The 12,067-nt window shown below is 69.7% G+C and carries 13 protein-coding genes; 9 read left to right on the forward strand and 4 right to left on the reverse strand.

The window, feature by feature from the left end:
• Positions 1 to 265: 265 nt before the first annotated feature.
• From ACWEFL_RS35785 to ACWEFL_RS35820, 8 genes are all read left to right on the forward strand, one after another.
• Complete coding sequence (locus ACWEFL_RS35785) at positions 266 to 2,278, forward strand: hypothetical protein (RefSeq protein WP_451721231.1); 2,013 nt, start codon at positions 266 to 268, stop codon at positions 2,276 to 2,278.
• A gap of 195 nt (positions 2,279 to 2,473) precedes the next feature.
• On the forward strand, positions 2,474 to 3,799 hold the full coding sequence (locus ACWEFL_RS35790; protein ID WP_451721233.1) for an AlbA family DNA-binding domain-containing protein: 1,326 nt from the start codon (positions 2,474 to 2,476) through the stop codon (positions 3,797 to 3,799).
• A 1,046-nt stretch (positions 3,800 to 4,845) separates the two neighbouring features.
• Entirely contained in the window at positions 4,846 to 5,661 is an 816-nt protein-coding gene (locus ACWEFL_RS35795) for a hypothetical protein (RefSeq protein WP_451721235.1), read from the forward strand.
• Positions 5,662 to 5,975: 314 nt separating this feature from the next.
• Complete coding sequence (locus ACWEFL_RS35800; RefSeq protein WP_451721237.1) at positions 5,976 to 6,569, forward strand: DUF4291 domain-containing protein; 594 nt, start codon at positions 5,976 to 5,978, stop codon at positions 6,567 to 6,569.
• 268 nt (positions 6,570 to 6,837) lie between these two features.
• A complete protein-coding gene (locus ACWEFL_RS35805) occupies positions 6,838 to 7,110 on the forward strand; it encodes a hypothetical protein (RefSeq protein ID WP_451721239.1) in 273 nt (90 codons plus the stop codon).
• Complete coding sequence (locus ACWEFL_RS35810) at positions 7,110 to 7,508, forward strand: hypothetical protein (RefSeq protein WP_451721241.1); 399 nt, start codon at positions 7,110 to 7,112, stop codon at positions 7,506 to 7,508. Before ACWEFL_RS35805 ends, ACWEFL_RS35810 begins: the two co-directional genes overlap by 1 nt.
• A gap of 159 nt (positions 7,509 to 7,667) precedes the next feature.
• A complete protein-coding gene (locus ACWEFL_RS35815) occupies positions 7,668 to 7,814 on the forward strand; it encodes a hypothetical protein (RefSeq protein WP_451721243.1) in 147 nt (48 codons plus the stop codon).
• Positions 7,815 to 7,925: 111 nt separating this feature from the next.
• On the forward strand, positions 7,926 to 8,411 hold the full coding sequence (locus tag ACWEFL_RS35820) for a hypothetical protein (RefSeq protein ID WP_451721245.1): 486 nt from the start codon (positions 7,926 to 7,928) through the stop codon (positions 8,409 to 8,411).
• Between the two features lie 49 nt (positions 8,412 to 8,460).
• Here ACWEFL_RS35820 and ACWEFL_RS35825 read toward each other — a convergent pair whose 3' ends face one another.
• The 4 genes from ACWEFL_RS35825 to ACWEFL_RS35840 all read right to left on the reverse strand — a co-directional run bounded on the left by ACWEFL_RS35825 (position 8,461) and on the right by ACWEFL_RS35840 (position 11,118).
• Positions 8,461 to 9,390: an ADP-ribosylglycohydrolase family protein gene (locus ACWEFL_RS35825; protein WP_451721247.1), complete on the reverse strand. Its 930-nt coding sequence runs from the start codon at positions 9,388 to 9,390 to the stop codon at positions 8,461 to 8,463.
• Positions 9,391 to 9,669: 279 nt separating this feature from the next.
• Positions 9,670 to 10,344 carry a nucleotidyl transferase AbiEii/AbiGii toxin family protein gene (locus ACWEFL_RS35830; protein WP_451721249.1) on the reverse strand — a complete coding sequence of 225 codons (675 nt, stop codon included), beginning with the start codon at positions 10,342 to 10,344 and terminating at the stop codon, positions 9,670 to 9,672.
• Entirely contained in the window at positions 10,341 to 10,706 is a 366-nt protein-coding gene (locus tag ACWEFL_RS35835) for a hypothetical protein (RefSeq protein ID WP_451721251.1), read from the reverse strand. The genes ACWEFL_RS35830 and ACWEFL_RS35835 overlap by 4 nt, the downstream gene beginning before the upstream one ends.
• Before the next feature lie 202 nt (positions 10,707 to 10,908).
• Positions 10,909 to 11,118, reverse strand: a complete 210-nt coding sequence (locus ACWEFL_RS35840) for a hypothetical protein (protein WP_451721253.1) — start codon at positions 11,116 to 11,118, stop codon at positions 10,909 to 10,911.
• 123 nt (positions 11,119 to 11,241) lie between these two features.
• Between ACWEFL_RS35840 and ACWEFL_RS35845 the strand changes: the two genes are divergently transcribed.
• Complete coding sequence (locus ACWEFL_RS35845) at positions 11,242 to 11,982, forward strand: helix-turn-helix domain-containing protein (RefSeq protein WP_451721255.1); 741 nt, start codon at positions 11,242 to 11,244, stop codon at positions 11,980 to 11,982.
• Positions 11,983 to 12,067: the final 85 nt, after the last annotated feature.

Raw genomic sequence — 12,067 nt, forward strand, 5'->3', positions numbered from 1 at the left:
AGCCGGCTCGACGGACTCGGCCTCGGTCACGTTCTCACTGGTCATCGATGCATCTTCCTTGATCGGGAGTTACACCGAATGATTTACAGTCCCACGACAGGGAACAGGGGGTCGGCGGAACGCGGGGCAGGGGGCGGTGAGGCGCTGCCGGTTTCTGTGGTGGCTGGGGTTCCGTTTCCGGGGTGCGGGATGGTTGTTCGTCGGTGTGGTCACAAGACGGGGAAGGCGGGTGTGCGGGTGGGTGAGGGTGGTGGAGGGTGTGGGTGTGACGGGACTTGGGGGGCGCCGGCAGCGGCGTGTGTGGCTGCTGGTGGGTGTGGTGTGCGGTGTGGTGGCGGTGGTTTCTGCTGTGTATGTGGTGCGGCAGCTGACGCGCGGTGGGCTGGAGGCGGGTGAGACTGCGGGGTTGCTGGCGGTTCCTCTGGCGGTGGCGGCGGTGGCGGCCGGTGTGGCGGCGTTGCGGAAGCCGGTGCAGGGGGATGATGCCGCGCTTGCCCGGGGCCGGGCGGCGACCCTGGCGGACCAGGTGGAGGCCGGTGAGGGGGCGGTGCGCCGGCAGTTGCTGGGCGACGACACGAAGCGGATCGGTCTCGTGTACCGGCTGTATCCGGGCGGGGTGCGGCCGGCTGCGGCGCCGGGGGCGGGCCGGCTGTTCACGGCCGGTGCGGGTGGTCCGGCGTTGCCGGACATCGTGGCGTTCTACCGGGAAGTGCGTCCGGAGCGGCTGGTGATCACCGGCGCCGGTGGGGCGGGGAAGACCGTGTGCGCGCTGGAGCTGCTGCTGGGGCTGATCGAGGGGCGGGGTGAGGGTGATCCGGTGCCGGTGCGGGTTCCGCTGTCACGGTGGGACACCGAGCGGCAGACCCTGCCCCAGTTACTGGAGACGCGGCTGGTGGAGGCGTACGACTGGCCGCCGAAGGCGGCGGCCGGGCTGGTGCGGCACGGGCTGGTCCTGCCGGTGCTGGACGGGCTGGACGAGATGGACCCGCCGGGCCCCGGTGGGGTGCCCGACCCGGGCGCGCCGCGGGCCGTGGCGGTGGTGGAGGCGCTGAACAGGTATCAGCGGGGGCTGGAGGCGGGGCCGCTGATCCTGACCTGCCGGACCGCGCATTACGACGCGCTCCATCCGCAGACGGCGGTCGTCGACGCGGCCCGGATCGGGATCGAACCCGTCGACGCAGCCCACGCCGGGGAGTACCTGAAGGGCCGTGCGCTCGACGAAGCCCGGTGGCGAACCCTGACCGACCACCTGGCCAACGAGCCGCAGGGAATGCTCGCGGGCGTGCTGTCCACTCCGTGGAGGCTCGGCCTGGTGGCGACCGTCTACCACCGCGACGGCAACCCGGGAGAACTCCTCGCCCTCCAGGACGCCGACGCCGTGGACGAGTACCTCCTCGCCCGCTACATCCCCGCAGCGATCCGCCTTGCGCCCACCCCGGACCGGTACACGGCGGACCAGGTACACCGATGGCTCCACCGCCTCACCACCCACCTCGACCCGGCAGGAACAGCAGGCGGCACCGGGACGGCCGCGGGCACGGGCGGGCAGGGGCCGGAGGGGACCGATCTGCTCCTGCACGAACTGTGGCCACTCGCTGGACGGGCACGTGTGAAGGCGGCCGACGCCCTCCTCAGCGTCCTCGCCGTCCTCACCGCCCTGGTCCTCGCCCCGACGGAATCGGCTTGGCTGTTCGCGCCGGTATTTGCCGTGATGGCAGGGGTTTACGGCTTCATGGAGGTTGGGGCGCCCGGGCGCTGGACGAACCCGCTCCGGAGGGCCAGGGCCAGGCGCGGGATCACGGCCGGGATCGTGTTCACCATCGCGGGCGTGATCGTGTTCGGGATCACGGCCGGGGCCACGGCCGGGATCGTGTTCGGGATCGCGGGCGTGATCACGGCCGTGGTCGCGCCCGCGCTGGTGAACGAGCCGGGGGCGAACCGGGGAGCGCGGGCCGCCATGAGGAACGACGCCCTCCTCGGGCTCCCGGCCGGGGCCGCGGTCGGGACCACGGTCGGGATCACGGTCGGGATCATCTCCGGGACCACGGTCGGGATCGCGTTCGGGATCATGGCCATGCTCACGTTCGGTGCGGCTTCACGCAGGTATCTGGTGTTCCTGGTGTGTTCGCTCGGGCGGTTGCCGTTCCGGCTGGGCCGCTTCCTGGACTGGGCGGTAGGTGCGGGGCTTTTGCGGTGCAGCGGGGCGGGGTTCCAGTACCGGCACCGGGAGTTCCAGCACTGGCTCCGCCACCACCCCCACCCGCCGCACGTCCCCTGAAACCGCTGGGCGAAGCGCTGGGACCTGGGGCGGCAACGGGGTACGGCGGCGGGGCGGGGCGGGGCGGTTTCGGGGACAAGGGCGCAGCGGGCCGGGCGGGACAGGGGGCGCTGCCGTATCCGGGAGCCCGGCAGCCGGCGGGGAGAGTGGTCTGCGGGGGCGGACGGCCCACCTGTTGTACGTAGGCTCCGCGGCATGGCCGCCGAAAGCATGGTTCAGCTCATCTCCTATCTCGCCGCACAGCAGCCGTACGAGATCGTGGGCACGCCGGAGAACGAGTGGGTCGACTTCAAGAGCGTCCCGCCCGAAGGGCCGTACGACCTGAGCACCGACAAGGGCAAGTTCGAGCTCGCCAAGGACGTCGCCGCGTTCTCGAACGCCGGCGGGGGTCTGATCGTGTGCGGCTTCAAGGCGAAGAAGAAGCAGACCGAGCTCTACGAGGTCGCGCAGGATGTGAAGCCCTTCGACAAGAAGCTGGTCGACAGCACGAAGTACAAGGACGTCATCACGGAGTACGTGCGCCCGCTGCTCAAGGTGAAGTTCTTCTGGTTCGACCACCCGGCGGATGACTCGGAGGCGTCCGGGCACTACTTCGTGATCGAGGTGCCGGCGCTGCCCGAGGCCGATCGGTGGGCAATGGTCACCCGGGGCATCACCGAGGACGGCAAGTTCATCAAGAACAGTTGGACAGTGCCGATCCGCAACGGCGACACCACGGCCTTCCTCCCGCAGGACGAGGTGTACCGGCTCGTGAACGACGGCCTGCGTGCGCGGCGCGGGGTCGACGCCGCCGTGCCTGTCCCTGTTGCGGACCGCGGGAAGACCCGGGATGCCCTGCGCGCAGCCCTGCGGATGTGGGAGGCGCCGGTGCTCTTCTTCCAGAGCGTCCCCGATCAACCGCGCGGCCTTGTCTCGAGCATGTACGCCGACGGCGGCCTGCGGAACGTCCTGAGCAATCAGGACACACTCCGGGGCTCCAGCGCTTTCAACTGGGCCTCTGTCCATACGCGTCCGGAGGCTCATGAGGGAGGGCTCCTGCTGACGGTTCCCGCCCGTAACGGACTGTTGGTAGAGCAGGACGGCGCGGTCACGGGAGCGGCGGCAGCCACCCCGGAGATGCTGGGCTGGGCAATGGAGTACTACTCCAGCAGCGGAGCTCAAAGAATCAGCGTGTTCGTGCTGACCGAGATCACGCTGGAGTACTTCCGGCTGGTCGACCAGCACGTGCTGCCGCTAGTCGACGGTCCATGGACACACCGGATCGTCGCCTCAGACTTCGTCGAGTCGCCACCACGCACACTCGCCCCCGGCGACGACCCCACCTTCCCGCTCCGAGGCGCCCCTCAGCCAGCCACGAGCGACAACTGGAACCACAGCTGGAAAGCCCTGGGCGACCCGGAACGCGATGCCTACGAAGCACTGAGCCGCATCTACCCGCTCTTCGGCCTCGATGTCGCCGCCAATCCCTTCGTCGACACGGACCGCGTGAGCACGGCCAAGCTGCTGGAGAAGAGGAAATAGTTCGGCGCCAGGCGGGTCGTCCGCCCGGCATCGCGCGGCCCCGCCGTCGCGCGCGGTGAACACCAACGGCGCCCGATCCCCTCGCCCGCCGCCCCGGTGCCCTGGACGACCGCCCCGAGTGGGAAGCCGCCTTGAAGGAGATCGATCCGGACTGGAACCCTCAGTGGCCGGCCGACTGGCAGTGGCACGTCGCGGCATTCGTCCGGCCGCCGGCGCCGGCCGGACAGGGGTGCCGACGGTCTCACGGGCGAACGCGCGTGTGCCCGCGACCCGGTGCAGAGCCGCAGGCACACGCCCGGTTCAGCATCGGTGATCAGCCCTCGGACGCCGCCCGACGCCGGCGGAACACCTGCCTCAGCCGGGAGCCGGAGAGGGGTTCCCCCGTGGGAGAAGAGCTCCTCGCGCAGCAGCCGCGCCTCGGCCGGTTCCGCCCAGACGACGGCAAGTTCCTCGTCCAGCACCGCCAAAAGGTCCTCCGGTGCGGGGATCAGCCGGTCCCCCACGTCCTTGCCGAGTTCACGGTCCGCCGCGGCGATCCGGGGGTCGGTCCAGCAGAGCAGCCACGCGCCTTCGGCATAGGGCTCCAGGAGAACGACACACCCGGCCCGCGGCCCCGCATCGCCCTGCCGACCCGGCCCTCCTCAGACGTCACCACCACGGCGCCCACCTTCTCTGCTTCCCGTGCTGAATGCGCATGTCGCGGTGCACGTGGCGCCCCTTCCGGTACCTCTCGATATCGGAGACGTACCCGCCCCGGTTCTTCTTCCACATGGGGTCCGGCGAGCCGGCCGGTAGTCCCACGTTCGCCGGAGAGGAAACCCACGGCCCGGCCGCAGCCGGCGCCCTCTCGCCAATGACCGATTCCGCCCCCGCTGGCAGTTGGGCTGCTCTTCGGGCGCGCGGAGCTCACTCAAGGACGAGTAGATCGGCTGGTAAGGCTGTTGGGGCGGGCCTCGGTCATCTCGCCGGCAGAGCGGGGCAACCTTCGCCACGTCCTACGGGTCTTCTCAGCGTTCTTCCGGTGACTCCAATGAGAACGGAATGTGATGACGACTTCCTCGCTCGTACTGCGCGGACGTGACGGTACGGCCCGGCTCGACCGTGGCGACGTGCTGCTGGACCAGGACGGGATACGGCGTATTCCCCTCGCCGCGGTGGAGGAGGTACGGGCGGCGGACGGAGGGCTGACCCTGGAGATCGTGCTGACCACCGCAGGCGGTCCCGCCACGGTGTACCGGCTGCGGTGCCGCAGCGCGGCGGCGGTGACCGCCTTCACCGAAGCGGTCTGTACCGCGCTGCCGGAGCGCGGCCCCGGAGAGCCCCGGCAGGACGGTGCCGCGCTGGTACAGACGACGCCCGGGCCGGGGAGACGGCCGCTGCTCCACAGACGCGGGTGCATCGGCCTGGCCGTCTTCCTGACCGTGTGCCTGGTGAATGCGGTGGTGGTGGTCGTGTGGGGCACCAGCATTGAGCGGGTCGTGTTCTTCACCGGCTGGATACCCCTGGTCCTCGGCTATGTGATCACTACCGGGGCGGGGAGAGGACTCTTCCTGACCTGGCTCCTGCGACGGCGCGGCATCACCGTGCTGGCGACACGGCATCCGACCGATCGGCGGATCTTCCAGTTCACCGACGCCACGGGGGCCGCCCGCGAGTTCAACGGAACGGGCGACTGGGTGAACACCCACCCGCCCCAGATCCACGTGACCTACGACCCCACGCATCCCAACCGGATGGTCGGCGTGGAGGACCGGTTCAACATGACGATCAATGCGCTGTACCTCGCCGTTCTCGGTCTACCGCTGCTCGGCTACGGCCTCATCTGCGTCCCCGGCCAGTTCATCTTCGTCCTGCTCAGCTGACCGCCAGAGGGGGACCGTGAGGGCCAGCGGCCCCGGGGGGGGGTTGTCTCCCACCCCCGGTGGCCGAACACCAGAGCGGCACGGCCGGGGCGCGGCGGGAGCCGGGCGGGCGGTTATGTGCCACCAGCTCCCGCACCGCGGCCCGATGCTCGGATTTCCTCCACAGTGGGACTGCGACCCACACGACCACGGCCCGGCTGGCGATGTTCGCCAGCCGGGCCGTGGTCGCTCAAGACCGTCAGGAAGAAAACACCTACTCATCCCACCTGGTAATTCGATGGCGCGAAGCGCACCCGACATCGACTCTGGTCACCGTGTCAGAACCCAAGCATCAGATCCGCGCCCTCCATACGGCCACCACCGTGACGGTCTACCAGGCATACACACCGGAGATCGGCCTGCCCGCCGCACTCGACGGCCGCTATCCCGCGACCTGGCAGCGGGACCGAATGACGTGGATCAAGCCGTCGTTCCTCTGGATGATGTATCGCTGCGGATGGGCTGCCAAGGAAGGCCAGGAGACCGTCCTCGCGATCGAAATCACCCGAGAGGGCTTCGAATGGGCCTTGGAAAACGCCTGCCTGGCCCACTACGAGCACGGGCTGCATCCCGACCGCGCCACCTGGAAACGCCAGCTCAAGCGAGCCCCGGCCCGAGTGCAGTGGGACCCCGAACGCGACCTGCACCTACAGCCGCTTGCTCACCGCTCCCTGCAACTCGGCCTCACCGGCGAAGCCGCCGAGCGCTACGCGGAGGAGTGGATCGTCTCGATCAGCGACGTCACCACGCTCGCCCACACGATCCATGCCCACGTCAGGGACGGAGCTCTGGACGCCGCCCACCAACTCCTCCCCGCAGAACGCCTTTACCCGGCGAGCGACAGCCTTCTGGCCCATCTTCGCGGCTGAGTCGTCTCCGACGACCTGGGACTGCAGACTCCTCGTCCCTGCACCGCCCGCCTGGGCAACGCCCCAGATGGCGGTGAACGATGCGCATCGCCGAGCGTTTCCCGGCCGTGCGCTCCCTCGGCCCCGAACCCACCAGCAACGCCGAGGTATGACGGCGGCGCCGAGCCGACGCCAGCCGCTCAGAGCGGTACAGGGCATCCCGACGCAAAGACGAGACCGGCACCCGCGATCCTCTACCGTCGGTAGAGGATCGCGGTAGAGTCGGGTCATGGCAGACGAGACAAGCATCAAAGTGAGCGCGGCGGCGCGGGACCGGCTGGCGCAGCTGGCCGCCGAGCACGGCACGACGATCCGGAACCTGGTGGAGGAGCTGGCGCAGGGCACGCCGACCAGGGCCGAGTACGCCGAGCGGGCCGAGCTGGCCCGCTCGGAACTCGCCGCCGCCCTCGGCAGCGCTCCGAGCCCGGAAGCCGAGGCGACGGCCCGCGCGTTGCTGGAGCGCCTGGGCGGGGCGCAGCACCCCTCGCGGGCGGCCGCGTAGTGGCGGCGATCCCGGTCGTTCTCGACCACACCACGGCCACGGCCCTGTACGACCCGAAGGACCCGTTCAACGAGGCGGTCGCGGCGTTCTACGTGCAGGCGTCCGGCGGGCTCGGTGATCTGTACGCGCCGGTGCTGTCGCTGACCGCCGGTGACGCCGAACGGCCCGGGCTGCTGGGTTACATCAAAGGGCTGCGGTTCATCCGGATCGAGGCGTTCGACACCGACGCCGCGGTCACCGCGACCGGGCTGCTGCGGTTCGGGCACTCCTGGGCCGCCGTCCACGCCATCCACGCCGCCCGGCCGTCGGCCGCCCATCCCGCCGGGCGGTTCCTCCTCACGCTGACCCCCAAGGCGTACGCGGGCACCGGCGTCCAGGCCGTCCACCCCGGCCAGTAACCGCCGGCCCGGCGAGAGAGGGCCGCGCACGGATCGCCCGTGCGCCGCCTCGGCATCAGCCCGTCCGGCGGGTGGGCCCAGGAGGGAACGGCCGCTCGTTCATCCGGGCGCAGGGCCCGCAGCAGAGCAGCCAGGCGCGGGTCGCCCGCTGGGGAGCACATGGGGATCTCGAAGGACGAGTTGAAACGCCGCCCGCATCTGGGCGAAGTCGACTCCGGTGACCTGCTCGAACTGCTCTGCTACCTCACCGGCGGCTGCCCGGGCCTGAAACGGCGGCGAAGTCGAGCCGCCCGCCGCTCCAGATGACCGCCTCGCCGTTTATGTGAGCTACCACATGTGTCTCATCAACAGCCGCTGGTCCGTCGGCAGATCACCGGCGTGAGTGGTTTGAGGCCGGGTGCCGGGCAGTATGACGGTGTGGCTGATCTGCTGTGGGATGACGTGAAGTGTTTCTTCGATCCGGACCTGATGGGGTCGCTACCGGACGTGAGTGTCCCTGATGCCTCGGGGCACAACTGGCAGGACGTGCTGGATCTCGTCGTGGGGAAGGGCTGGAAGTGCCGGTACTCCGAAGGAGAGAGGGTGCTTCCCCTGCCTCGGGCGGAGGCTGCACTGTCTCGACCAGCGGATACTGAGTGCCCGAGCCTGCGTGTCTGGCTGAGAGCTGAAGTGCTGGCGATCTTCCGCTTCTCCTCAGACGAGGAGATCGATTTCGACGTTGATCTGCGCGAGTTGCAGGGGCAGGAGCGACTTGATGTGTTCTGCGGCTTCTTGAGGGAGATCGGGCGACGGTTGGGTAAGCCGGTGCTGATGCATCCGGAGGGTGCCCATGGTCATCCGGTGCTCGGGTTCGATGTCGAAGCAGATCGAGTCGTCCTCCTTGCGGAGCCACTGGTCAGGTGACTGCTGCTGAGGGCCGGGAGTTCGTGGAGAGTGCGGAGCAGGACCCGGTTCAGCCGCCGAGGCGGTGTGCAAGGTGGAGCAGATCTGCCAGGTGGAGCACCCGTCCGTCGAAGCCCGGGAGGGGGACATGGAGCGGCTGGGTCCAGTGGGCGGGGATGGCGTCCAACCCGTAGTACGCCCCTGCGAGGCCCCCGGTCACCGCGGCGACGGTGTCCGTGTCACCGCCGAGGTCGATCGCCGCTCGTAGCGCGTCTTCGAAGCCGGCGGTGGTGCGCAGGGCCCAGACTGCGGAGCCCAGGCAGGGCCAGACGGCACCGTTGAACTCGGTGGCCTGATCGGGGTGCCAGTCGGGCGCGAGGACGGTGGCGTAGCGGCTGCGGTGGTCGGCGTGGACGAGGGCCAGGATGTCCGGGAGCGCGGTGAGGGGGTCGGTGTCCTCGAAGGTGACGCGGATGAGTTCGTGGAAGACCGCGGTGCCTTCCCACGCCGCGCGGTCCCCGTGGGTGAGGGCGGCGATCCGGCGGGCCGCGTCCATGGTGGCTTCCCGGCCGGCGGGCGCGAAGTGGACCGCGGAGGTCGATGCCCGCATCAGAGAGCCGTTTCCCGCTGCCCGCTGGTTGACCTGGAACTGGGTCGCGGCGGCGACGTCCCAGGGCATGCCGTTGGTCAGGACGTCTTCGGTCTGCAGGCCGATGTCCTTCGGTTCTGATGCCGCCCACCGCTGGAAGCGGGCGAAGATGTCCGGCAGATCCAGTCCGCCCCGCTCCAGCAGCGACTCCGCGACCAGGACAGCCATCTGCGTGTCGTCGGTCGCCTCGCCGGGGTCCCAGCCACCGCCCCCGCACATCTCGCCACCCGCACCGGGCCCGGGAAACCGCGCGGAGAACGCACCCCGGGGACCGAACTCGAAGGGGCCTCCCAACGCGTCACCCACCGCCGAGCCGACGATCACACCGGCCGCCCGCTGAATCCGCTTCATACGCGCAGGCTATCCGCGCCGCGCCATCCCGCCGGTCCTGGTGGCCGGTGCCGGACCGCCCGGCCCCCGGCGGGTCCGGGAGCCTTCGCCGCAGTTCGGAAGCGGCGTTCGCCGTGCTCTGCGAAGTGGTGGAGACCGTGGATCCTCTGGCCTGGGTCGGGGAGACTGGGCGTGCGTCGGCCCGTGGCCGGGATACCGCGTAGGTGCCGACGGTAGATCTCGAAGCCGTCCGGGCAAGGCTGCGCGCCCACGGCGGGCGCGGTGTGACACTGGGGTGCTTCAGCCGTCGAGGTCGTCGTCCATGCCCGTGCCAAGCCTCTGTTCGAGATCGCTGACCCATTCCTGGGCCCACTGCCGCAGCTCTGAGATCTCGTCCGCGGACAGTCCGTACGTCTCGAACTCCTCGTCGTCGATCCACTGAGCGGTCCCGAGACGGTCGCGAAGGTCGTCCAGGCGGAACTGCCCGCGGCCGTGCCGCTCCCCCAGCGTCTCCAGATCCGTGATCGTGTGAGCGTGGGCAGCCGCGCGTACATCGACGAAATCACGGGGCGCCGCCCGGTCCGCCAGCGCCCGGACCTTGGTGCCGACCACATCGTCGAGGCCGAGGACGGGGCCGTACGGGGTAAGGGCCGGCCGGGCCCACAGGTTTTCTTTGAGGACGTCGACCTCGCATTGCTCCCCGGTGTCGGCGCTGGTGGCCATCAGGCGAGCGGCCAGCGGGTCCACACTGATGATGCCGACGTGCCAGCCGCGCCCGGTCAGACCACGGACCAGGTCATCGGCGATGGCCGCCATCGGGGCGGGATTCTCGGTTGCGACGTCGATGTCCTGGCTCAGCCGGTCGACCAGCCCGTGGGCCTGGGCGGCGTAGCCGCCGGTGATCACCAGCGGGTACGGGGTGCCGATCGCGAGGACGTCCGCCAGAAGGCGGCGGTGGAGACCGGTGATTCTCACGCGGCGGCGGACCCCTGGTGCCCGAGTTCGGGGAACGCGGCCTCCCACGCCTCGCGGACATGCCTGCTGATCATGGTCCTCATCACCGGCCACTGCGCGAGCAGCAGCTCGCGGTTCAGGAAACGGGCGATGTCGTCGCGCTGCCCTTCGGCGAGCACGGTCCGGTAGAGGCCCATGCGCTGCCGCGGCCGGTCGAGGTCGTAGGTGCGCAGGCCCGACCAGGCGATGTGGAGCGGCAGCTCGACCGAGCCGTGATCCGGCCCGGCGAGGTCGTCCAAGGCTGCGGGAAGGCGCCCCGCGTACCGCTGGTGCAAAACGTCGGCGACGGAGGGCATCGCACCAAGAGATGACTGCTGAACCATGGCGCCCAGTATTCCTTGTCCGCGACGCGAACGGCAGCGCGGACTCGCTTTCCGGGCCCGTTTCCAGGCCGTTGGCCCGACAGGCCGGGCGCACCGTCGCCGACGGCGTACGGGATCCCCTTTTCGCGCCTGCCGAGGACCCCTACCGCGCCGACAGCTCCTCGTCCGCTCGCCTGCAGAAGCGGGACAAAGGATCCTCGGTTCACAGCGCCGCAAGGACGAAGGTCAGCAGCGCCAGGGACAGGGTGGCACTGCCCGCGAAGGCCACGGCACCGCGCAGCAGGGAGGTGGCATAGGTGGCTCCGTCGATACGAGCGAGCAGACCGGCCGCTGCTCCTACGAGCGTGCAGAAGAGACCGACGACGGCCAGAAGCAGGGCCAGCAGGATCAGGTGGGTGGATGAGGTGTTCATGCCTTCTTCCCAGGACAACCGAAGACGGGGACTTCGGCGAATTTCGCGGTTCTGATGTTCACCTGGGTTCAGGGTGAACAAAAATGAACGAAGACAGTCACTTGGGAGACGGAGAAGCAGGACATGGGGGACGTGTACGAGGATCCGCTGGCGGAACTCGCGCTACGGCTGCGTACCCTCAGGGCGCAGCGGAGTCTGCAGATGGGTGGGCTACAGCAGCGGACAGGGCTGGGGCGGACAACGGTCAGCCAGGCGCTGAACGGCCAAGTGGTGCCCTCCGAGACCACGCTGGTGGCCCTGGCGAAGGCGCTGGGCACGGATGTGGAGCCGCTGCTGGCCCTACGCCACGCCGCCGCGCGCGTACCGCAGATGGCAGAGGCTTCTCCGAGAAGAGTTGTTCGCGGGTCGGTGCGGGCGACGGTGCGGCCTTCCTTCGAGGAGCGATATCTCAGCTACGTGGCGGAGCGGCATTCTCAGCTGACCGTCGTAGGGCTGGACCTGAGCCGGCCGGAACGTGCGTGCTGGCCGCTGGACGCGGCGTACTTGAGCTTGGAACTGGCGGAGCGGCCGACGGGCTGGCCTGCAGGCAGCGAGGAAGCGGACGACCGGCCCTCCGTCGTGGTGAAGCGTGCGGAGCACGCGTTAGCCGACTGCCAACGGGTACTTCTGCGAGGGCTCGCCGGCAGCGGAAAGACAACGCTGCTGCAGTGGCTGGCTGTCGCCACGGCACGCGATGAACTGCCGGAGGAACTGGCGGACTGGCGGGGGCAGATTCCGTTCGTCCTGCCCCTGCGGACGCTGGTGCGGCGCGGGCCCCTTCCGGAGCCGCATGATTTCCTGACTGCGGTCGGAGCCCAGGGCTGATTCAAAGTCGTGGTGATCTTGTGAGGTGCCTGGTCACAGGGGTGTGACGATTGGTTCGGGGGCCGCGACGGATGCAACGAAGCTC

It is taken from the genome of Streptomyces sp. NPDC004838 (assembly GCF_053600955.1).